Annotated in this window: 18 protein-coding genes and 1 other RNA gene; 9 read left to right on the top strand and 10 right to left on the bottom strand. The window is 67.5% G+C overall.

Going from position 1 to position 20,656, the window contains the following annotated elements; all coding sequences use genetic code 11:
* The first annotated feature begins 103 nt into the window (after nt 1-103).
* Together ABIC44_RS15865 and ABIC44_RS15860 are read left to right on the top strand one after the other, a co-directional pair.
* A complete protein-coding gene (locus tag ABIC44_RS15865; protein ID WP_354296504.1) occupies nt 104-1,027 on the top strand; it encodes a hypothetical protein in 924 nt (307 codons plus the stop codon).
* A 371-nt stretch (nt 1,028-1,398) separates the two neighbouring features.
* On the top strand, nt 1,399-1,992 hold the full coding sequence (locus ABIC44_RS15860) for an NADPH-dependent FMN reductase (RefSeq protein ID WP_354296503.1): 594 nt from the start codon (nt 1,399-1,401) through the stop codon (nt 1,990-1,992).
* A 232-nt stretch (nt 1,993-2,224) separates the two neighbouring features.
* On the opposite strand, the gene ABIC44_RS15855 is transcribed toward ABIC44_RS15860, so the two are convergent.
* Both ABIC44_RS15855 and ABIC44_RS15850 read right to left on the bottom strand, forming a co-directional pair.
* The gene (locus tag ABIC44_RS15855; protein WP_354296502.1) at nt 2,225-2,896 is read right to left on the bottom strand and encodes a nucleoside/nucleotide kinase family protein; all 672 of its coding nucleotides are present in this window, start codon (nt 2,894-2,896) and stop codon (nt 2,225-2,227) included.
* 1 nt (nt 2,897) lies between these two features.
* Complete coding sequence (locus ABIC44_RS15850) at nt 2,898-3,176, bottom strand: chorismate mutase (RefSeq protein WP_307100847.1); 279 nt, start codon at nt 3,174-3,176, stop codon at nt 2,898-2,900.
* A 108-nt stretch (nt 3,177-3,284) separates the two neighbouring features.
* On the opposite strand from ABIC44_RS15850, the gene ABIC44_RS15845 reads away from it, so the two are divergent.
* From ABIC44_RS15845 to ABIC44_RS15835, 3 genes are all read left to right on the top strand, one after another.
* A complete protein-coding gene (locus ABIC44_RS15845; RefSeq protein ID WP_309700871.1) occupies nt 3,285-4,295 on the top strand; it encodes a polyprenyl synthetase family protein in 1,011 nt (336 codons plus the stop codon).
* A gap of 314 nt (nt 4,296-4,609) precedes the next feature.
* Nucleotides 4,610-7,060: an ATP-dependent helicase HrpB gene (gene hrpB / locus ABIC44_RS15840; protein WP_354296501.1), complete on the top strand. Its 2,451-nt coding sequence runs from the start codon at nt 4,610-4,612 to the stop codon at nt 7,058-7,060.
* A gap of 12 nt (nt 7,061-7,072) precedes the next feature.
* On the top strand, nt 7,073-7,354 hold the full coding sequence (locus ABIC44_RS15835) for an ETC complex I subunit (RefSeq protein WP_261269007.1): 282 nt from the start codon (nt 7,073-7,075) through the stop codon (nt 7,352-7,354).
* 440 nt (nt 7,355-7,794) lie between these two features.
* On the opposite strand, the gene ABIC44_RS15830 is transcribed toward ABIC44_RS15835, so the two are convergent.
* From ABIC44_RS15830 to ABIC44_RS15815, 4 genes are read right to left on the bottom strand one after another with little or no spacing between them, the layout of a single operon-like run.
* Nucleotides 7,795-8,328, bottom strand: a complete 534-nt coding sequence (locus ABIC44_RS15830) for an NUDIX hydrolase (protein WP_354296500.1) — start codon at nt 8,326-8,328, stop codon at nt 7,795-7,797.
* On the bottom strand, nt 8,325-8,990 hold the full coding sequence (locus ABIC44_RS15825; RefSeq protein WP_354296499.1) for a TPM domain-containing protein: 666 nt from the start codon (nt 8,988-8,990) through the stop codon (nt 8,325-8,327). The genes ABIC44_RS15830 and ABIC44_RS15825 overlap by 4 nt, the downstream gene beginning before the upstream one ends.
* A 1-nt stretch (nt 8,991) precedes the next feature.
* Nucleotides 8,992-9,891 carry a TPM domain-containing protein gene (locus ABIC44_RS15820; RefSeq protein WP_354296498.1) on the bottom strand — a complete coding sequence of 300 codons (900 nt, stop codon included), beginning with the start codon at nt 9,889-9,891 and terminating at the stop codon, nt 8,992-8,994.
* 10 nt (nt 9,892-9,901) lie between these two features.
* On the bottom strand, nt 9,902-10,495 hold the full coding sequence (locus ABIC44_RS15815) for a LemA family protein (RefSeq protein WP_307100835.1): 594 nt from the start codon (nt 10,493-10,495) through the stop codon (nt 9,902-9,904).
* A gap of 108 nt (nt 10,496-10,603) precedes the next feature.
* Between ABIC44_RS15815 and mscL the strand changes: the two genes are divergently transcribed.
* Complete coding sequence (mscL, locus tag ABIC44_RS15810) at nt 10,604-11,056, top strand: large conductance mechanosensitive channel protein MscL (RefSeq protein WP_307100834.1); 453 nt, start codon at nt 10,604-10,606, stop codon at nt 11,054-11,056.
* A 152-nt stretch (nt 11,057-11,208) separates the two neighbouring features.
* Here mscL and ABIC44_RS15805 read toward each other — a convergent pair whose 3' ends face one another.
* Nucleotides 11,209-11,640: an RrF2 family transcriptional regulator gene (locus tag ABIC44_RS15805; RefSeq protein WP_309700882.1), complete on the bottom strand. Its 432-nt coding sequence runs from the start codon at nt 11,638-11,640 to the stop codon at nt 11,209-11,211.
* A 36-nt stretch (nt 11,641-11,676) separates the two neighbouring features.
* On the opposite strand from ABIC44_RS15805, the gene ssrA reads away from it, so the two are divergent.
* Nucleotides 11,677-12,025: a transfer-messenger RNA gene (gene ssrA / locus ABIC44_RS15800) on the top strand.
* Between the two features lie 374 nt (nt 12,026-12,399).
* Here the strand turns inward: ssrA and mutS are convergent.
* From mutS to ABIC44_RS15785, 3 genes are read right to left on the bottom strand one after another with little or no spacing between them, the layout of a single operon-like run.
* Nucleotides 12,400-14,970, bottom strand: coding sequence for a DNA mismatch repair protein MutS (gene mutS, locus ABIC44_RS15795; RefSeq protein WP_354296526.1), 2,571 nt, complete (start codon nt 14,968-14,970; stop codon nt 12,400-12,402).
* 14 nt (nt 14,971-14,984) lie between these two features.
* Complete coding sequence (locus tag ABIC44_RS15790) at nt 14,985-15,269, bottom strand: type II toxin-antitoxin system RelE/ParE family toxin (protein ID WP_307100830.1); 285 nt, start codon at nt 15,267-15,269, stop codon at nt 14,985-14,987.
* Complete coding sequence (locus ABIC44_RS15785; RefSeq protein ID WP_309700884.1) at nt 15,248-15,433, bottom strand: antitoxin; 186 nt, start codon at nt 15,431-15,433, stop codon at nt 15,248-15,250. The genes ABIC44_RS15790 and ABIC44_RS15785 overlap by 22 nt, the downstream gene beginning before the upstream one ends.
* A 133-nt stretch (nt 15,434-15,566) precedes the next feature.
* On the opposite strand from ABIC44_RS15785, the gene ABIC44_RS15780 reads away from it, so the two are divergent.
* The gene (locus ABIC44_RS15780; RefSeq protein WP_307100826.1) at nt 15,567-17,825 is read left to right on the top strand and encodes an NADP-dependent malic enzyme; all 2,259 of its coding nucleotides are present in this window, start codon (nt 15,567-15,569) and stop codon (nt 17,823-17,825) included.
* A 329-nt stretch (nt 17,826-18,154) separates the two neighbouring features.
* On the top strand, nt 18,155-20,542 hold the full coding sequence (locus ABIC44_RS15775) for a TonB-dependent receptor (protein WP_354296497.1): 2,388 nt from the start codon (nt 18,155-18,157) through the stop codon (nt 20,540-20,542).
* Nucleotides 20,543-20,656 lie beyond the last annotated feature (114 nt).

Here is a 20,656-nt window from a genome sequence, read left to right as displayed (position 1 = left end):
CCGGCTGGCATGGGGGCGCCACCCCTGAAAAAGTTCGCGGCCAAGGCTGATTGTGGCTTGTGCTGCATCGTGCCACATTCGCCATGCACCGACCGGGGGAGGGATGATGCGCAAGGCGGTCATGATGCTGGGGCTGGGAGTCGCGCTGGCGGCATGGACGCCGGGGCAGACGCGTTCCGCCCCCGACGCCACTTCTTGCCAATTGCCACCGGGATGGGACCAAGTGGCGGCGCGGGGCGCACGGATCGTGGTGTTCGGCGAGGTGCACGGCACGCGCGAGTCGCCTGCCTTCGTCGGCAGTCTGGCCTGCGCGCTGGCGGCAAAGGGTGAACGGATTCTGGTCGCGGTCGAGCATTTCTCGCTCGTGGATGGCGACTATCAAAAGGCCTGGGATTTGCCCGATACGGCCTTTGTCCCGGCGCTGACCAAATCGGGATGGGCCGGGCGGGAGGACGGTGTCGCTAGCGAAGCGATGCTGGCCATGCTCGTGCAGCTTCACAGCCTGTCTCAGGCGGGCCGCAAGATCGATATCGTGGCGTTCAGCGGTGTGAAGGATAAGGCGCAAGCCCGCAAACTGGCGAATCTGCCCAGTCTGCAGGGACAACACGATGCTTCGCAGGCGGAGAATATCCGTGAAGCCGCAGCCCGCCACCCCTACGACCATGTCTTGGTTTTGGCAGGCAACATCCATGCCCGTAAACAACCCGTCACCTATTCATCCCCCGCCTACGAACCCATGGCAATGCGGCTGGGCAGGTCGGTTCCCCTCCTCACGCTGAATATGAAAGTGGCCGGTGGGACGACCTGGACATGCGAACTGCGGGCGAACGGAAACAATGCCGAGGACTCCGAATGTGCCGCTCATTCTGTTGGGGCCGACGCCGATCTAAAGCGCAAACCCTTCGTTGCGCTGGGCGCTTTGCCGGGGGAGCAGCCGGACCCGGACTATGACGGTGTCTACTGGCTCGGCCCCGTCACCGCCTCGCCGCCCGCCGTTCCGGTTCAGAACCTAAAGCGGAAGCCCTAACCCAGGTCCAGCGCCGCCCGCGTCCACCGTTCCCGTTCGTAGATCACGGGCGAATCCGCCCAGTCGCCCCAGGCCGGTAAATGGGGTCATGCGCGGCCCGGCGCGCCAGCCGTCGCGGCAAATCGCGTTCCCCCGATCCTTTCGCGCATCGAAGCGAAAAGCGTTTCGCCGTAATTCCCCCGCATTTTGGAAAGGCGACAGTGCCCTCCCGTGCGATCTATGCCAGGCGAGGTTGAGCCCGGGGACGGAGCCGATCGCGATGCTCTGTCCCCGGTCGCTCGGGATAGGGCGACACCTCGCCCATCGCGATCGGCAAGGCGTGGTCAAACTTACCCCTTGCCCAGCCGCCCGGTCCGGGGTGAAAGGCGGACATGGTCAGTCCTTCCTCCTCCCCGCTCGTCGTCGGCATCGGCGGCACGATCGGCAGCGTCTCCTCGACCGAGCGTGCGCTTCGCATCGCGATGACGGCCGCCGCCGACGAGGGGTTCCGCACCCATGTCTTCGGCGGCGAGGACCTGGCGCGCCTGCCGCTCTACAATCCGCGCGCGGCGGAGCGGACCGAGGCGGAGCAGGTGTTTGTCGAGACGGTGCGCCAGGCCTCGGCGATCATCATCGCCAGTCCGGGCTATCATGGCAGCATCTCGGGGCTGGTGAAGAACGCGCTCGACCTGCTCGAAGAGACGGCGAAGGACGAACGCCCCTATCTGGCCGATCTGCCGGTCGGGCTGATCGCGACCGCCTATGGCTGGCAGGCGACGGGTTCGACCATCGCGGCGCTGCGCTCGATCGTCCATGCGCTGCGCGGCTGGCCGACGCCCTTTGCGGCGGCGGTGAATTCGCAACAGACGCGGTTCGATGAGGAGGGCCGGATCAACGATGCCTCGGTGGAGGGGCAATTGCGGTTGGTCGGCCAGCAGGTCGCTCGCTTCGCACCGCTGGCAGGGACGATTCGCGCGTCGAATTGAGGGGCGCTAGCGCACACAAATTTTGGTCACGCGAAGCCGCAAAGATTTTGATTTCGCGCGGAGGCGCGGAGGACGCCGAGATAGATCGATCGCGTGCGCCCGCGCGCAATCCTCTTTTCGATCATATGAGGAAGAAGGGCTGCGTCACCCGAAGCGTACGACATCTCCGCGTTCTCTGCGCCTCCGCGCGAACCCTCCTCTTTCTCCTCGCGCCTTCGCGCGCAATGAGAGCTTACCCCAGCCGTCCCGTCACCAGCGCGGTAATCTCGTCGGCGATCTCCGCCGGATCGCGCAAATTCCCATGCGCCACGGTCGACACCGTCGCCCATTCGCCCAGCATCGCGCCGTCCGCCATCGCGGCATAGTTGGCCCGGACCCGCGCCTGGAGCCCCAGATCGGCCTCATAGGCATCATAGGTCTCGTCGGTGTAGCTGCGCTTGCGCTTGCGGGCGATCAGGTCGCGCGCGACGGTCAGCGGCGTGTCGAGATAGACCGACAGATGCGGCGCGGGCAGGCGGAACTGCACCGTTTCCAGCCGTTCGATCCATTGCAACAGCGCCTCGGCCTGTTCGGGGGGCACCTGCGCCGCCTGATAGGCCATGTTGGACGCGATATAGCGGTCGAAGACGATGACGTCGTGGCGCTCGGCCAGTGCGATCAGGTGCGGGCGCGATTCGAATCGGTCGAGCGCATAGAGCGTCGCCGCCGTCTCGGGGGCGGCGGCATGGGGCAGGCGCCCTGCCAGATATTCGCCCAGCGCCCAGCCGCCGATCGTGTCGCCGTAACGCGGAAAGGACAGCGCCGCCGCCGACAGGCCCGCCGCGTTCAGCCGCTCGGTGACGGCCGCCGTCGCGGTCGCCTTGCCGGCGCCATCGGCCCCTTCGATCGCCAGGAGAAAGGCCATGTCAGCCGCGCAGGCGTTCGTGGTGGCGGATCACCTCGTCGATGATGAAGCGCAGGAATTTCTCGGAAAATTCAGGGTCCAGCTGCGCATCGATCGCCAGTTGCCGAAGCCGGGCGATCTGCGCTTCCTCGCGACCGGGATCGGCGGGGGGCAGGCCGTTCTTCGCCTTATATTCGCCGACCGCCTGAGTCACCTTGAACCGTTCGGCCAGCATGAAGACGAGCGCGGCATCGATATTGTCGATCGACTGGCGATAGCCGGTCAGCACGGTGTCGGACATGGTGGACGTGTCTCCCTCTGGCGCGTGGGCTCGCGCAATTTCGCGCGCGTCCTTTCGCGCTTAGGCTTGCGTTCGGCAAGCGTTGTCGCCAGAGGCTCTTACCTGCCCATGACCGTAACCGCCACCCGCCTCGCCAAGCCCGCGCCCTCGCTGGACACGATGATCCGGCTGGTGGCCGACGACATGAATCAGGTCAATCAGGTGATCATCGACCGGATGCGGTCGGAGATTCCGCTGATCCCGCAACTGGCCGGTCATCTGATCGCGGGCGGGGGCAAGCGGATGCGCCCGATGCTGACGCTCGCGAGCGCGCAGCTGCTCGGCTATCAGGGGACCAGCCACCATGTGCTGGCCGCGGCGGTGGAGTTCATCCACACCGCGACGCTGCTGCACGACGACGTGGTCGACGGCTCCGACCTGCGGCGCGGGCGGCGGACGGCCAACATCATCTGGGGCAATCCGGCGAGCGTGCTGGTCGGCGACTTCCTGTTCAGCCGCTCCTTCCAGCTGATGGTCGATGCGGGCAGCCTGAAGGTGCTGAACATCCTGTCGGGCGCCTCCGCGGTGATCGCCGAGGGCGAGGTGAACCAGCTGACCGCGGTGCGGCAGGTGGGCCTGCCCGAAGAGCGTTACCTCTCGATCATCGATGCCAAGACCGCCGCGCTGTTCGCCGCCGCCTGCCGCATCGCGGCGGTCGTCGCCGAGCGGCCCGAGGCGGAGGAGCTGGCGCTGGAGGCCTATGGCCGCAATCTGGGCATCGCGTTCCAGCTGATCGACGATGCGATCGACTATGTCTCCGACGCCGGAACCATGGGCAAGGATGCGGGCGACGATTTCCGCGAGGGCAAGATGACCCTGCCGGTGATCCTGGCCTATGCCCGCGCCAATGACGAGGAGCGCCAGTTCTGGAAGGACGCGGTCGAGGGGCGGCGCACCTCGGACGAGGACTTCGCCCATGCCATCGCGCTGGTCCGCAAGAGCCGTGCGGTCGACGACACGATGGCGCGCGCGCGCCATTATGGCGGGCTGGCGATCGAGGCGATCAAGGGCTTTGCCGATAGCCCCGCCAAGGCGGCGATGATCGAAGCGGTCGAGTTCGCGGTCGCGCGGGCATATTGAGGCCGTTCCCCGGCGGAGGCCGGGGCCCAGTCGCGGTGGATTCCTAAGGGCGCGGGGCGGTTTGCCTCCCCCGCGTTGCGTGGCGCGCCTCCGGCTTGGTGGAGCCTGGGCCCCGGCCTTCGCCGGGGAACGGCTTTGCGGATAAGGCATCCCACCCCCCGTTCAGCCTGAGCGTAGTCGAAGGCCAAGGGAAAGCCTGTCCGCTAGGCAAATGCCCAGGCATGGGCTTCGACTTCGCTCAGCCTGAACGGAAGGTGGGGCTAGAAGGGTCGAAGTCCTTCACCCCGCCCTCCAAACCCCGTATCGCGACCGCCATGACCTTACCCGTCACCGCCGTCCTGCCCGACCTGCTGACCGCGCTTGCGGCCGCTCCCAACGCCGTCCTCGTCGCGCCGCCGGGCGCGGGCAAGACCACCGCCGTCGCGCCCGCTCTCCTCGACCAGCCCTGGTGCACCGGGGAGGTCCTGCTCCTCTCCCCCCGCCGCCTTGCCGCCCGTGCCGCCGCCGAACGCATGGCCGCGCTGGCCGGGGAGCCGGTCGGCCGCACCTTCGGCTATGCCACCCGCATGGATACTAGGGTCAGCGCCGCGACCCGCGTGACCGTGGTGACCGAGGGCATCTTCGTCGCGCGCATCCAGGCCGATCCCGAGCTGGCGGGCGTCTCGGCGGTGCTGTTCGACGAGGTCCACGAACGCAGCCTCGACGGTGATTTCGGCTTGGCGCTGGCGCTGGATGCGCAAGCGGGCCTGCGTCCCGACCTGCGGCTGGTCGCGATGTCGGCGACGCTCGATGGCCGCCGCTTCTCCAGCCTGATGGGCGACGCGCCCGTCATCGAGAGTGACGGACGAAGCCATCCGCTGACGCTTCGCCATCTCGGCCGGGCGGCGGAGGCGCGGATCGAGGATTCGGTCGCCGCCGCCATCCGCCGCGCGCTGGCGGATGAGGCGGAGGGCGACATCCTGGCCTTCCTGCCCGGCACCGCCGAGATCGCGCGCACCGCCGAGCGGCTGGCGAGCCTGCCCGCCGGAATCGCGGTCCATGAACTCCACGGCTCGCTCGACCCGGCGGCGCAGCGTGCGGCGATCCGGCGCGATCCGGAGGGGCGGCGGCGCATCGTCCTCGCCACCTCGATCGCCGAGACCAGCCTGACGCTCGACGGGGTACGGATCGTGGTCGATTCAGGGCTGGCGCGCCGCCCGCGCTACGACCGCGCGGCGGGGATGACCCGGCTGGTCACCGAGCGCGCCAGCCAGGCCGCCGTCACCCAGCGTGCGGGCCGCGCCGCGCGCCAGTCGCCCGGCGTCGCCTATCGCCTGTGGGAAGAGGCGGCCACGGCGGGGCTGCCGCGCTTCGACCCGCCCGAAATCCTGGAGGCGGACCTGTCGGCGCTGCTGCTCGGCACCGCGCTCTGGGGGGTGGGCGACCCGCGCGCGCTCCCCTGGCTCGACCCGCCGCCCGAGGCCGCCGTCGCCGAGGCGCGCGCACGGCTGACCGTGCTGGAGGCGCTGGACGATACCGGCCGCCCGACCGCGCATGGCAAGGCGATCGCCGCGCTGCCGATGCCGCCGCGCCTGGCGCATATGCTGATCCGCAGCGGCGAACGCGGGCTGGCCTCCGTCGCCGCCGAGGTCGCGGTGCTGCTGGGCGAGCGGGGCATCGGGGGGCAGGATGTCGATGTCGAACAACGCCTGCGCCGCTGGCGGACCGAACGCGGTCCCAAGGCGGAGGCGGCGCGCCAGATGGCGAAGCGCTGGACCAGCCTGGCCCCCAGCCCGGTCGAGCGCGAGGCGTGGGACCATCCTGCGGGCGTCTGTCTGGCGCTGGCTTATCCCGACCGGGTCGCGCGGCGGCGCGACTCGACCGGCGAGAATTGGGCGAGCGTCGGGGGCAGGGGCTTTCGGCTCGATCCTGCCTCGGGGCTGGCGAGTTCGGAATGGCTAGCGGTCGGCGAGACGCAGGGCGCGGCGTCGGGCGCGCGTATCCTGTCCGCCGCGCCGCTCGATCTCGCCACCGTCGAGGCGCTGTTCGCCGATCGGATCGAGACCCGGCGCACCGTCACCTTCAACCCCGCGACCGGCGGCGTCGAGGCGTTGCGCGAACGGCGGCTGGGCGGGCTTCGCCTGTCGAGCGGACCTGATTCGGGCGCTTCCCCCGAGGCGATCGCCGAGGCGCTGGTCGAGGGGGTGCGGACGCACGGCCTGTCGCTGTTGCCGTGGAGCGACGGGGCGGGGGCTTACCGCGCGCGGGCGGCCTATGCCGGGGTGGCGCTGGACGATGCGACGCTGATCGCGCGGCTGGACGACTGGCTGCCCGCGCTGGTGGCGGGCAAGAGGCGGCTGGATGCGGTCGCCCCCGGCGCGCTGACCGAGGCGATCCGCAACCTGATCGACTGGAACGACCAGCGGCGGATCGATTCGATGGCGCCCGCCCAGTTCACCAGCCCGGCGGGCAGCAGCCATGCGATTGATTATGCGGCGGAAGGTGGCCCCAGGGTGGAGCTGCGCGTCCAGGCGTTGTTCGGCCTGGCCGAGCATCCGGTGATCGGCACCGAGCGGGTGCCGCTGGTCCTCAGCCTGACCTCGCCCGCCGGTCGCCCGATCCAGACGACGCGCGACCTGCCCGGTTTCTGGGCGGGAAGCTGGAGCGCGGTGGCCAAGGAAATGCGCGGCCGCTACCCCCGCCATCCCTGGCCCGATGACCCCGCAGCGGCCTCCGCGACGCTGCGCACGAAAAAGGCGGATGCAAGAGCCGCCGGTTCGCGATAAGGGACGTGGATTATGGCCACTGCTCGCATCTTCCAGCGCCCCAAGAACGCGATGCAATCCGGCAAGTACCGGACCGATCGCTGGCAACTCGAATTCGAATCCACCGAGGCGAAAAAGCCCGATCCCCTGACCGGCTGGGCCGGAAGCGGCGATACGCGGGAGCAGGTTCGCCTGACCTTCGCGACGCTGGAAGAGGCGATCGCCTATTGCCAGCGCGAGGGGCTCGACCATCATGTCGTGCCGACGCCGCAAAAGACGCTGAAGCTCCAAAGCTACGCCGACAATTTCCGTTGAGGTTCGAGCGCTCCGGTCAAGGCCGGGGCGCTTTTCTTTCGCGCGCAGCGCTTGAGAAGGTTGGTTCGCGCGGAGACGCGGAGGTGTTGCGCCCGGCGGCATCGGGATCGCATCACGACCGATCTGTTGGAGCGGCGTGTCGCTTCCGCGAGCAATCCCTCTCTGCGCCCTCCGCGCCTCTGCGCGAACAAATTTCTTGGCGCCTTCCCGTCCGTTGCGGCGTGTCGCGATGAGTTCTCGCGAAGCCGCGATGACGCGAAGATTGTCGGAATGGGTTCGCGCAGAGGCGCAGAGAGCGCGGAGGTGACGTGTCCGGCGGCATCGGATGCGCACCACAAACGGCTGGTTGAAGAGATATTTCGCTGCCGCGAATACGACATCCCCGCGTCTCCGCGCGAACCAACCTTCTTCTCTTCGCGCCTTCGCGGCTTCGCGTGAAATCAAAAACCCAGGATGCCGCCCCCCAGCAGCAAGAGCAGCTTGGCATCCATCACCACGCCCGCCGCACGGCGTTCGGCGATGAAGGCCGGAACCTCCGACAGCTTTACCCGGTGGACGACGATTTGCTCGTCCGAATCGCCGCCACCTTCGCCGACCTTCACCAAGCCGCTCGCGCGGACCAGGGTGAAGCGTTCCGACGTCATGCCGGGGGAAGAGCAGAATTCGCCCAGCGCCTCGATCCGCGAAGGGCGATAGCCGGTTTCCTCTTCCAGCTCGCGCGCCGCACCGTCCAGCACCGCCTCGCCTTCGGTTTCGTCACCGATCAGCCCGGCGGGCATTTCCAGGCAGGGCGCGCCCAGGGGCACGCGGAACTGTTCGACCAGCAGGATATGGTCGCCGTCGATCGCGAGGATGACGGCGGCGCGGATGTCGCGGGGGCGGTCGGCATATTCCCATGTGCCGCGCTTGCGCAGCGCCAGGAACCGTCCCTCGGCCATGGTTTCGAGGGGGGCGTCCATACGGGGATCGGTCATAGCGAAATCGGTCTGTCCGGCAATTCGTTGGTATCGGCCGCCGTCTTGGGGAAATGCTCGGCGAGCACAAGCCCGATCCGCTCGACCGCCGCGCCCAGCCCCTCACCGACATGGCCCTTCGCGACATGGGGCAGCATCACCGCCATGGCGCGGCCCCAGGTTTCCGGTCCCACCTTGCCGGTCAGGCCGGAGTCGGCGACGATCTCCGCCATATGCTCGTCTTCGGAAAGATAGAGCAGCACGCCGTAGCGGCTGTCGGTCCGCCGCTCGGCCGAGACGCGGAAGAGCAGGACGGCGCGGGCCCGGACGCGGGCATGGCGGATGCCTTTCGGGACCAGCGCGATCCGGCGCTTCACCGGCCCCAGCGCCGCGACGACGACCGCGAAGACCAGGATCTGCGCGATCATCAGCACGCCCAGGACCAGATCTTCGCCCGCTTCGCTCCATCCGTCATGCACCAGCGCGAGCAGTTTCAGGCCCAGGCCCGGAAACAGCGCGGCGAACAGCGGCACCAGCAGCATCGCGGCGGCGGCGAACCACAGCGCCACGTCGCGATACTCGTCCGATCGGGGGGCGACGATGGTCACGATCTCCGCATCGGTCGCGGCCTCGGCGCGCGCCACGGCGGCGGTGACCAGATCGCTATCGGCTTCGCTCAACATCTCACCAATCCCCCGAAGCGCCGCCGCCGCCGAAATCCCCGCCGCCGCCGCCGGTAAAGCCGCCGCCGAACCACGATCCGTCGCTGCCGCCGCCCGACGATCCGCCCGAGCTCCAGCCGCCGCCCGATCCGCCACCGCTGCCCCAGCCGGGACCCCAGAGAATGATCGGCCAGCCGCCTCCACCGCGTCGTCCGCCGCCGCCGCCACGATCGTCGTCATCGTCATCGTGGAAACGCTGGCCCTGCTTGCGGCGCAGGATGGACAGCAGGACGAAGCCACCGATGAAGATGACCAGGACGATCAGGATCGGAAAGCCGTTGGAATCGCCGCCGCCGCGTCGGTGCTGGCGGTCGAATTGCTTCGCCGCCTCGGCCACCTTGGCCTGGGCTTCCTCGGGCGAGGCGCGAAGCTGCGCGATCACCGCGTCCGCGCCCGCATTCAGCGCGCCCGATATGTCGCTCGACTCGCGTAGGCGCGGGATCATCAGGGTGCGGATCATCTGCGACGACCAGGCGTCGGTCAGGATCGGCTCCAGCCCGCGTCCGACCTCCAGCCGGGGGCCGCGCTGGCCCTTGCCCTCATTGGGCGCGACGAACAGGATCGCGCCATTGTCCGCATCCTTCAGCCCGACGCCCCAGGCCCGGCCCAGCCGATAGCCATAATCCTCGAGCGGATAACCCTGAAGATCGGGGATGGTGGCGACCACCAGCTGGCGGCCGGTATCCTTTTGCAGCGCCTCCAGCTTCTGTTCGAGCTGCGCCTTGGTGGTGGGGTCGATCTTGTTCGCCGCATCGACGACCAGGCCGTCCAACTTGGGAAAGCTCTGCGCCATCACGGGGACGGCGCAGAGGATCAGCCAGAGCCCGAGGACCGGGCGAAGCAACCGGGTGAACCGGGTCATGAGTGCCCGATCAGCTGCCGAAATTCACCTTGGGCGCATTCTCCGCCCCCGGCGTCGTCGCCTGATAGGGGGTGATCGGCTTGGCGCCGTAGAAGACCTTCGCGCCGATCGCGTCGGGGAAGGTGCGGATGCGGGTGTTATATTCCTGCACCGCGCCGTTATAGTCGCGGATCGCGATGTTGATGCGGTTCTCGGTGCCCTCGAGCTGGCTCATGAAGGTCTGGAAATTGTCCTGGCTCTTCAGGTTCGGATAGGCCTCGACATTGGCGAGCAGCCGGCCGAGCGAACCGCTGAGCTGGCCCTGGGCCTGTGCGAACTGCTGCATCTTGGCGGGGTCGGACAGGTCGTCGGCGCTGACCTGGACCGAGGTCGCCTTGGCGCGGGCGTTGACCACATCGGTCAGGATCGCCTTTTCGGACGCGGCGGCGCCCTTCACGGTCGCTTCGAGGTTGGGGATCAGGTTGGCGCGGCGCTGATAGGCGGCCTGGACGTCGGCCCATTTCGCCTTCGCATTTTCCTCCGCCGTGGGCACGCTGTTCATGCCGCAGCCGGACAGGGCGACGGCCATCACGACCGGGGTCAGGGCAAGAACGGGACGACGCATTCGAATATTCCTCCGTCAACTGTCCGATCCATATAAGACGCCGACCCCGCTTGGCGAAGGGGAAAAGCGACGATAGGCGTAACGCTCATCGAACGGAGGGAGTTGGCGATGCTAAAAGAATTTCGCGCCTTCATCGCGCGGGGCAATGTCCTCGACCTGGCGGTGGCGGTCATCATCGGGGCGGCGTTCAGCAAGATCGTGACCTCGCTGACCGACGACGTGCTGATGCCGGTGATCGGCAAGATTTTCGGAGGGCTGGATTTCTCCAGCTATTTCCTGCGCATGGGGCCGATCCCCGCCAGCTATACGGGCTCGCTGACCGATTATGCCGCGCTGAAGAAGGCGGGGGTGCCGCTGCTCGGTTACGGCGCGTTCGTGACCCAGGCGGTCAATTTCGTCATCGTCGCCTTCATCATCTTCCTGCTGGTCCGCACGGTGAACCGCGCGACGACGCTCTTCGAGAAGGAAAAGGCCAAGGCGGCCGAAGAGCCCAAGGCCGAGCCGACCGATATCGCGCTGCTGCGCGAGATCCGCGACGAACTGCGCGCGCGGCGTTCCTGATCTACCACCTCACCCCGGCGAAGGCCGGGGCCCAGGTGCCACCACGTTCGTGGTGCGGGACGCCGTTGCATGGGAGGCAAAGGCGTCCCATCGTCGCGATTTCTACCGCAACTGGACCCCGGCCTTCGCCGGGGTGGCGCGGTTAGGGGGCCTTACGCCGCCGCCAGCTTCCTGGCGGTGGCATCCGCCAGGCTGGTACCGTCGAGAATCCGCGCCGTCTCGTCGCGCACGCGCATCATAGCATGGCGGATGGCGCAGTCCGCCTCGCTCTTGCAGTCGTTGCAGGGGCGATAGGCGGTCCGGCTGACGCAGGGGACCAGCGCCAGCGGGCCCTCGATCGTGCGGATGATGTCGCCCAGCGAGATCAGATGCGCCGGGCGCGCAAGGCGGTATCCGCCCATCTTGCCCCGCTGGCTGTCGAGCAGGTTCGCGCCCTTCAGATCGGCGAGGATCAGTTCCAGGAACTTGCGCGGCACATTCGCCTCGGCCGCGATGCGCGTCATCGAGGTCGGCGGCCCTTCGACGGGCATTTCCGCAAGGAACAGCATCGCGCGCAACGCATAACGGGACCGCTGGGTCAACATGGCGCTTCCATGGACCCAAAATGGGGCGAGCGAAAGGCATTTGCGTAAACGCGCATGGCTAACTATATCTCTTCGTGCCGGGTTTCACCCGGCTATGACGATAAACTGCGGCGAGTAATAGACGCAGCGGACCCGGGGGCAGTACCCGGCGGCTCCACCATAAAAGGTGGTGTACTTGGACACCGTTTCTGACGGGGCCGAACCAGGATCGACGTGTGTTGAAAAGCGCTGTTTTCGTTCGGAATGGGACCACCGCAACGGCCCATACACACAAGTGCCAACGATAACGAAGCACTCGCGATTGCGGCGTAATTGAGGGCCTCACGGCCTGAGATTACTCCAAAATAGCGCGGTTGGACCGAACCGGGCAACAGAATCGGATTCCAGCGGTACGGGGAGCACCGGGCAACAGAAGCTCCCCACTTTCCGAATTTTCGGGTGAGCCGAATCTTCCTGGGCCTTGGGGTAGGCGGCGGGTGGATGCTTGCTGGTCGGCTGCCCTCCCAACGTCCGTTCGCACTGAGCGAAGTCGAAGTGCACGGGCGACGCTCGCGGTGAGGCGATGGGGCGTGGCCTTCGACTTCGCTCAGGCTGAACGGGGGTGGGAATGCCTCCATTCCCGCACCCCGGCGGAGGCCGGGGCCCAGGTTCCACCCAGTCGATGGTGCGCCAGACGGTGCGGGGGAGGCAGACCCATTTGCGCCTTCGGAAATGCACCGCAACTGGGCCCCGGCCTCCGCCGGGGCACGGGAAGAAGGCTTACCCCTCCCGCGCCAGGGCCTTCAACTTGTACAGCGCATCCAGCGCCTCGCGCGGCGACAGGCTGTCGACGTCCAGCTTCTCCACCTCGGCCCGGATCGCGTCGCATTGTTCCTCTTCGGCCTGCGCGGCGGCGGCGAAGAGGGGGAGGTCGTCCAGCCCCGCCGCCAGCCCGCCGGTCTTGGCGCGGCCCGCCTCCAGCTTGGCAAGCACCGCCTTCGCCCGCGCGACCGTCATCGGCGGCATGCCCGCAAGGCGTGCGACGGCCAAGCCATAGGAGCGATCCGCCGGGCCTTCGGACACCTCGTGCAGCAGGACCAGCTCGCCCTTCCACTCGCGCGCGCGGACATGGTGCAGCGACAGCGCCTCGCAGCGTTCGGCCAGCCGGGTCAATTCGTGATAATGGGTCGCGAACAGGCACCGGCAGCGATTATCCTCGTGGATCGCCTCCACCACCGCCCAGGCGATGGCGAGGCCGTCATAGGTGGAGGTGCCGCGCCCGACCTCGTCCAGGATGACGAAGCTGCGCGGGGTCGCCTGCGCCAGGATCGCGGCGGTCTCGACCATCTCGACCATGAAGGTGGAGCGTCCGCGCGCGAGATTGTCCGACGCGCCGACCCGGCTGAACAGCCGGTCGACCAGCCCGATCTTCGCCTGGGTGGCCGGGACATAGGAGCCGGCCTGCGCCAGCACCGCGATCAATGCGTTCTGGCGCAGGAAGGTCGACTTGCCGCCCATGTTCGGGCCCGTCACCAGCCAGAGCCGCGAAGCCTCCGACAGTGAACAGTCATTGGCCACGAACCGCTCGCCCGAGCGCGCCACCGCCGCCTCGACCACCGGATGGCGGCCGCCCGTCACGTCGAAGCAGCTATGGTCGACCAGTTCGGGCCGCACCCAGCCGCCCTCGACCGCGCGTTCGGCCAGCCCGCTCGCCACGTCGAGCCGGGCGAGTGCGTCCGCCGTCGCGGCGATGGCTTCGCGCGAGGCCAGCGCGGCGGCGGTCAGCTCCTCCAGATGCGCGGCCTCGGCGGCCAGCGCATGAGCACCGGCCTGCGCGACCTTGCTGGCGACCTCGTGCAGCTCGGGCGTGTTGAAGCGGACCACGCCCGCCAGCGTCTGGCGGTGGGTGAAGCCCGAATCCGGCTTCATCAGCGCATCGGCCGACCGCGCGGGCACCTCGACATGATAGCCGAGCACGCCGTTATGGCGGATCTTGAGCGCGGTGATGCCGGTCTTCTGGCGGAACTCCGCCTCCAGCGCGGCGATGGCGCGGCGGCCGCCTGCCCCCGCGTCGCGCAGATCGTCGAGCGCGACGTCATAACCCGCCGCGATATAGCCCCCTTCGCTGGCCTCGATGGGGGGCGAGGGGACGAGCGCGCGGCGCAGCAGGTCGATCAATTCGCCATGCCCGCGCAGGCGCGGCGTCGTCTCGCGCAACAGGGGAGGGCCGTCGCTCAACTGTTCGGACAATGCCCAGGCCCCGTCGAGTCCGTCGCGCAACTGCCCCAGATCGCGCGGAGAGCCGCGCCCCGCCGCGATCCGCCCGATCGCACGACCGATATCGGGCAGCGCCCGCAGCGCCGCGCGCAGCCGCTCGCGAAGCGCGGCATCGTCATGGAAATGCTGCACGAGGTCGAGCCGGGCCTCGATCGCGTCGCGGTCCATCAGCGGCGCGCCGATATCGCCGGCCAGCGCGCGAGCGCCTGCGCCCGTCACCGTCCGGTCCACCGCGTCGAGCAGCGAGCCCTTGCGCTGGCCGTTCGCGGTCTGGGTCAGCTCCAGGCTCTCGCGCGTCGCCGCATCGATCGCCATCGCCCCGGCCGCCTGCATCAGTACCGGCGGGCGCAGGAAGGGCAGCGCGCCCTTGGCGGTGTGGTCGAGATAGGCGACCAGCCCGCCCGCCGCCGACAGCCCCGCGCGGCTGAACTGCCCGAACCCGTCCAGAGTCGCGACGCCGTAGAGCCGCTTGAGCCGATCCTCGCCCTGGCCGCTGTCGAACGTGGCGGAAGGGCGTAGCGTGGTGGCAGCCTCGGCATGGGTCGCATTCTCGGCCGCGACCACCTCGGCGGCGGCCAGCCGGGCGAGTTCGGCGCCCAGCGCATCCGCCTTCACGTCGATCACCACGAACCGCCCGGTCGAGATGTCGGCGGCGGCCAGCGCCACCGCGCCGCCCGCCTCGCCGATCGCGACGCACCAATTGTCGCACTTGGCGTCGAGCAGCGCTTCCTCGGTCAGCGTGCCCGCCGTGACGACGCGCACGATGCCGCGCGCGACCAGCGCCTTGGACCCGCCGCGCGCCTTGGCCTCGGCGGGGGTCTCGGTCTGCTCGGCGATGGCGACGCGGTGCCCGGCCTTGATCAGCCGTTGCAGATAGGCGGTCGCGGCATGGACCGGCACGCCGCACATCGGGATCTTCTCACCGCCATGCTCCCCGCGCGACGTCAGCGCGATGTCGAGCACGCCCGAGGCGATCCGCGCATCGTCGAAGAACAGCTCGAAAAAATCGCCCATGCGATAGAAGAGCAGGCAATCCTCGGCCTCGGCCTTCAGCGTCAGATACTGGGCCATCATCGGGGTGGGGGTGGTCATTGGGGGCGAGAATCCAGATTGCGTGCACCATGGCGGATGCCGACGATCGATACGATGTCGCCGTTCACGTCATAGCTGAGAATGTAAGGGGGAACCGTCACCAGCTCGCGGGTGCCATCCGCCGCGGGACGGCCACGGCGAGGAAAGTCTCGCAGGCTTTCGCCGAGATCCACGAGTCGCTGCGCGATTCGAGCGGCGGCCTCGGGATCAAAGGCTTCCAGATAGGCGACGATGAGATCGAGCTGGTCGAGGGCCTCGTTCAGCCAGACGACTTGAGCCATTCGCGAAACGATTTGCGGTTCGGGGTTCCCCAGGTGCGGAGCCAGGCGGAAACGGTGGCGTGGTCATGATAGCGCCCGGCGGCGTAATCCGCCCGAGCGCGTTCCAGCGACAGCGCTTCCGCCGCCTCGTCACGCTGCTCGAAAATGCCCGGCTCATGCTCCATGGATGAACGTATAAGGCTGATGCCCGGACTTGCCTAGGGCGGCGAAAGGGCTGCGTGACAGGGTTGTCAGCCGTGTCCGAAACCTTCAAGAGCCGTAGCGTCCTTAGTATCCACAGCATCGAAGGCCGCGCGCATGACCGACGAACCCACCGATCAGTTCTCCGAGCGCGAGGCCCTGCTGTTCCATTCCGAGGGGCGGCCCGGCAAGATCGAGATCATCGCGTCCAAGCCGATGGCGACGCAGCGCGACCTGGCGCTGGCCTATTCGCCCGGCGTCGCGGTGCCGGTGCTGGCCATCGCCGACGATCCCGCCACGGCGTACGACTATACCGCCAAGGGCAATCTGGTCGCGGTCATCTCCAACGGCACCGCGATCCTGGGCCTCGGCAATCTGGGTGCCCTGGCCTCCAAGCCGGTGATGGAGGGCAAGGCGGTGCTCTTCAAACGCTTCGCCGATGTCGACTCGATCGATATCGAGCTGAAGACCGAGGATGTCGACCGGATCATCGACGCGATCGAGTTGATGGAGCCGAGCTTCGGCGGCATCAACCTGGAAGACATCAAGGCGCCCGAATGCTTCATCATCGAGCAGACGCTGCGCGAGCGGATGAACATCCCGGTCTTCCATGATGACCAGCACGGCACCGCGATCATCTGCGCGGCGGGGCTGATCAACGCCTGCCTGCTGACCAAGCGGCGGCTGGACGAGATCAAGGTCGTGGTCAACGGCGCGGGCGCGGCGGCGATCGCCTGTACCGAGCTGATGAAGGCGATGGGCGTCCGCCACGACAATGTCATCATGTGCGACCGCACCGGCGTCATCTATCAGGGCCGCGACGACATCAACCAGTGGCAGTCGGCGCACGCCGCCGTCACCGACCGCCGCACCCTGACCGAAGCGCTGCACGGTGCCGACGTGTTCCTGGGGCTGTCGGCGGCGGGTGCGCTCAAGCCCGAGATGGTCAAGGACATGGCGCCCTCGCCGATCATCTTCGCGATGGCCAATCCGGAGCCGGAAATCCGCCCCGAACTCGCCAAGGCCGCGCGTCCCGACGCGATCGTGGCGACCGGGCGGTCGGACTATCCGAACCAGGTCAACAACGTCATCGGCTTCCCCTTCATCTTCCGCGGCGCGCTCGACGTGCGCGCGACCGGCATCAATGACGAGATGAAGATCGCCGCCGCCAACGCCATCGCCGAACTGGCGCGGCAGCGCGTGCCGGAGGAAGTGGCGCTGGCCTATGGCACGCAGCACAGCTTCGGCCCCGAATATATCATCCCCGCGCCGTTCGATCCGCGCCTGATGGAGCTGGTCCCCTCGGCAGTGGCCAAGGCGGCGATGGATTCGGGCGTGGCGACGCGGCCGATCCTCGACATGGACGCCTATCGCCAGAAGCTGCGCGCGCGTCTCAACCCGACCACCTCGGTCCTGACGCTGGCCTATGAGGGTGCCAAGGCGCACCCCAAGCGCGTGCTGTTCGCCGAGGGCGAAGAGGAAGTCGTGCTGCGCGCCGCCATCGCGTTCAAGGAGGGTGGCTACGGCATTCCGGTGCTGGTCGGGCGCGACGACGTCTATGACCGTCTGGCCGCGCTGGGCGTCACCAACCCCAAGGAATATGAAGTCCATAACAGCCGCACCTCGGAGATGGTGCCGCAGATGGTCGACTTCCTCTATGAGCGGCTCCAGCGGCGCGGTTACCTGAAGCGCGATGCCGAGCGGTTGATCAACCAGGACCGCAACATCTTCGGTTCGGTCATGCTGCAACTGGGCATGGCGGATGCGATGATCACCGGCATCACCCGCACCTATGCGCAGAGCTTCCGCGAGATCCGCCGGGTCATCGATCCGGTCGACGGCAAGGTGCCGTTCGGCATCCACCTGCTCGTCGGACAGAGCCACACCGTCTTCATCGCCGACACCACGGTCAACGAACGCCCCTCCGCCGAGGAACTGGCCGACATCGCCGAGCGCACTGCGGCGGTGGCGCGCCGCATGGGGCATGAGCCGCGCGTGGCCTTCCTGTCCTATTCGACCTTCGGCAATCCCGAGGGCCAGTGGATCGACAATATCCGCGACGGCGTGGCGGAGCTCGACAAGCGGCAGGTCGGTTTCGAATATGAAGGCGACATGGCCCCCGACGTCGCGCTGAATCCCAAGCAGATGGCGAACTTCCCCTTCTCGCGCCTCTCGGGCCCGGCGAACGTCCTCATCATGCCGGGTCTGCAATCGGCCAATATCTCGGCCAAGCTGCTGCGCGAACTGGGCGGCGACAGCATGATCGGCCCGATGCTGATCGGCATGGAAAAGCCGGTGCAGATCGCGCCGATGACCTCGACCGCAGGTGACCTGGTCACGCTGGCGGTGCTGGCGGCGGGCGGCATCGCGCGCTGATCTTCGCTTCGGCTTGAGGGCAGGAAAGGGGGGCTGGGCAACGCGGGTTGTCCGGCCCCCTTTTTTCCTCCCCTGCAAGGGGAGGTGGCAGGGCGAAGCCCTGACGGAGGGGTGTCCCGCTGTGCGAGGTTCCGCCATCCTCGCAAGTGGTGACACCCCTCCACCAGCTTCGCTGGTCCCCCTCCCCTTGCAGGGGAGGAAAAGTACGTGACTGCAAAGCCACAACGGCAGGCCGTCACATTCCGGTCATTACGCTGTCGTTACACTGTCACGCCCCGGCCCCATGCGCCCGCCCCATCGGTTAACAATGCCATTGGGGGCAAGAATATATGTTGAAGTTGCTGGCGAGCGTCGCGCCGATCGCCCTGATCGCGCCTGCGGTATCCGCGCAGACCCTGCCCGCACAGGCCGTCGTCACCGGCGCGGCCAGCGATCCCGTCGCCGCCAATTCCACCACCCCGGCCGACGACCAGACCGCCGCCTCGGGCGATGTCGTGGTGCTGGGCTTCGGCCAGAGCCGCCAGGTCCAGACCGTCACCGCCGCCGACCTCGATCGGTTGACCCCCGGCACGTCGCCGCTCAAGGCGATCTCCAAGCTGCCGGGCGTGAACTTCCAGTCGGCCGATCCCTTCGGCGCCTATGAATGGTCGACCAAGATCTCGCTGCGCGGGTTCAACCAGAACCAGCTGGGCTTCACCCTCGACGGCGTGCCGCTGGGCGATATGAGCTATGGCCCGACCAACGGCCTGCATATCAGCCGCGCGATCATCTCGGAGAATATCGCCTCGACCAGCGTCGCGCAGGGCGCGGGCGCGCTGGGCACCGCCTCGACCAGCAATCTGGGCGGCACCATCCAGTTCACCAGCCGCACCCCGTCGGACACCGCCGGGATCGCCGCGTCGGGCACCTATGGCAGCAACGATACCGCGCGCGCCTTCATCCGTGTCGACAGCGGCGACCTGGGCGGCGGCTTGAAGGGCTATCTGAGCTATGCCTATCTGACCACCGACAAGTGGAAGGGCTATGGCAGCCAGCGTCAGCATCAGGCCAACGCCAAGATCGTCAAGGATTTCGGCGATCGCGGCTCGATCACCGGCTTCTTCAACTTCTCCGACCGTCGCGAGAACGACTATCAGGACCTGAGCCTCGATATCATCAAGCGTCGCGGCTATTTCAACGACAATATCAGCAACAACTATCCGCTGGCCATTCTCTATGCCAAGCAGGCGACCAACGGCGCGGCGGCGGCGGCCTATCAGAAGGCGAACGGATCGCTGAACGGCTTTTCCGCGCCCTATGCCGGGGTCGGGATCGGCCTGCCGAGCGGCATCACGCTGGACGACGGCTATTATGACGCGGCGGGTCTGCGTCGCGACTATCTGGGCGGCGTGACCTTCGACGCGAAGCTGACCGACAGCCTGTCGCTGACCTCGACCAGCTATTATCATCATAACAAGGGGCAGGGGTCGTGGATCACGCCCTACAGCCCGACCACGCTGGGCGCGCCCAATGCCGACGGCACGCCGATCACCAACCCCGCGCCGCTGTCCTTCCGCACGACCCAGTACAGCCTCGACCGTGCAGGGACCATCGCCAAGCTGGCGCTGGCCACCGGCGCCAACACGCTGGCGCTGACCGGCTGGTATGAGAGCAACACGCTGCACCAGGCGCGTCGCCTCTATGGCATGACCGATACCGCAACGCCGAACCGCAACGCGCTGGACTATCAGAGCAATCCGATGTCGACCGCGTGGAACGGCAAGTACGACACCGAGACGCTGCAATATTCGGTCGGCGACACACTCGACATCGGCCAGCTGACCATCAATGGCGGCTGGAAGGGGATGCGCGTGCGCAACCAGGCCAATGTGCTGGCGGGTACGCTGGCGCGCGGCCGGATCAAGAGCCAGGACTGGTTCCTGCCGCAGATCGGCGCGGTGCTGCACCTGGGCAACCAGGCGGAGGTCTTCGCCAGCTATACCGAGAATATGCGCGCCTTCGTCGCCGCCGCGACCGCGCCGCCCTTCTCGATCAGCCAGGCGGCGTTCAATGCGGTCGCCAACACGGTGCGCCCCGAAAAGTCCAAGACGGCCGAGGGTGGCCTCCGTTATCGCACCGGCGGGCTGCAACTGTCGGCGGTCGGCTATTATATCGACTTCTCCGATCGCCTGCTGACCTATTCGGTCGGCACCGCGATCCAGGGCATTCCGCCGACGCTGAACAATGTCGGCGGCGTGGAAAGCTATGGCGCGGAGGTTTCGGCCTTCTACCGCCTGACCCCGGCCTTCTCGGCGCTGGCCAGCTATTCGTACAATCATGCGACCTATCAGCAGACGGTGCGCGACGGTTCGGGCAACCTGCTGGCCGAAAAGGGCCGCTATGTCGTCGACACGCCGCAGAACATGGTCAAGGGCGAGCTGGTCTATGACGACAGCCGGTTCTTCGGCCGGGTCGGCGCGGATTATATGTCGAAGCGTTACTTCACCTATCTGAACGACCAGTCGGTGGCGGGTCGCGTGCTGGTCGATGCCAGCATCGGTTATCGCTTCCCCGAGGCCTGGGGCGGCTTATCGATCGAGGGCAGCGTGACCAACCTGACCGACAAGCGCTATATCTCGACTATCGGCACCAACGGCTTCACCGCCAGCGGCGACAACCAGACGCTGCTCGCCGGCGCGCCGCGCCAGTGGTTCGTGACGCTGAAGAAGGGATTCTGATAGAACCCCGCTCTAGCCTCTAGAGCAAATTCCGAGCGTCTTGAATCGATGGGGGATTCCCAAGCGGCTTGAAGTCTGATTCAAGATCGTCACCGGCGACAGGAGGCCGGTCAG

This window comes from Sphingomonas sp. 1185, from assembly GCF_040544655.1.
Taxonomy (GTDB): domain Bacteria; phylum Pseudomonadota; class Alphaproteobacteria; order Sphingomonadales; family Sphingomonadaceae; genus Sphingomonas.
This window is presented reverse-complemented; position numbering and strand designations above follow the sequence as displayed.

Coding starts and splice junctions, on each gene's coding strand:
- ABIC44_RS15865 (WP_354296504.1), top strand. CDS start 104: ATGATGCGCAAGGCGGTCATGATGCTGGGGCTGGGAGTCGCGCTGGCG.
- ABIC44_RS15860 (WP_354296503.1), top strand. CDS start 1,399: ATGGTCAGTCCTTCCTCCTCCCCGCTCGTCGTCGGCATCGGCGGCACG.
- ABIC44_RS15855 (WP_354296502.1), bottom strand. CDS start 2,896: ATGGCCTTTCTCCTGGCGATCGAAGGGGCCGATGGCGCCGGCAAGGCG.
- ABIC44_RS15850 (WP_307100847.1), bottom strand. CDS start 3,176: ATGTCCGACACCGTGCTGACCGGCTATCGCCAGTCGATCGACAATATC.
- ABIC44_RS15845 (WP_309700871.1), top strand. CDS start 3,285: ATGACCGTAACCGCCACCCGCCTCGCCAAGCCCGCGCCCTCGCTGGAC.
- hrpB (WP_354296501.1), top strand. CDS start 4,610: ATGACCTTACCCGTCACCGCCGTCCTGCCCGACCTGCTGACCGCGCTT.
- ABIC44_RS15835 (WP_261269007.1), top strand. CDS start 7,073: ATGGCCACTGCTCGCATCTTCCAGCGCCCCAAGAACGCGATGCAATCC.
- ABIC44_RS15830 (WP_354296500.1), bottom strand. CDS start 8,328: ATGACCGATCCCCGTATGGACGCCCCCCTCGAAACCATGGCCGAGGGA.
- ABIC44_RS15825 (WP_354296499.1), bottom strand. CDS start 8,990: ATGTTGAGCGAAGCCGATAGCGATCTGGTCACCGCCGCCGTGGCGCGC.
- ABIC44_RS15820 (WP_354296498.1), bottom strand. CDS start 9,891: ATGACCCGGTTCACCCGGTTGCTTCGCCCGGTCCTCGGGCTCTGGCTG.
- ABIC44_RS15815 (WP_307100835.1), bottom strand. CDS start 10,495: ATGCGTCGTCCCGTTCTTGCCCTGACCCCGGTCGTGATGGCCGTCGCC.
- mscL (WP_307100834.1), top strand. CDS start 10,604: ATGCTAAAAGAATTTCGCGCCTTCATCGCGCGGGGCAATGTCCTCGAC.
- ABIC44_RS15805 (WP_309700882.1), bottom strand. CDS start 11,640: ATGTTGACCCAGCGGTCCCGTTATGCGTTGCGCGCGATGCTGTTCCTT.
- mutS (WP_354296526.1), bottom strand. CDS start 14,970: ATGATGGCCCAGTATCTGACGCTGAAGGCCGAGGCCGAGGATTGCCTG.
- ABIC44_RS15790 (WP_307100830.1), bottom strand. CDS start 15,269: ATGGCTCAAGTCGTCTGGCTGAACGAGGCCCTCGACCAGCTCGATCTC.
- ABIC44_RS15785 (WP_309700884.1), bottom strand. CDS start 15,433: ATGGAGCATGAGCCGGGCATTTTCGAGCAGCGTGACGAGGCGGCGGAA.
- ABIC44_RS15780 (WP_307100826.1), top strand. CDS start 15,567: ATGACCGACGAACCCACCGATCAGTTCTCCGAGCGCGAGGCCCTGCTG.
- ABIC44_RS15775 (WP_354296497.1), top strand. CDS start 18,155: ATGTTGAAGTTGCTGGCGAGCGTCGCGCCGATCGCCCTGATCGCGCCT.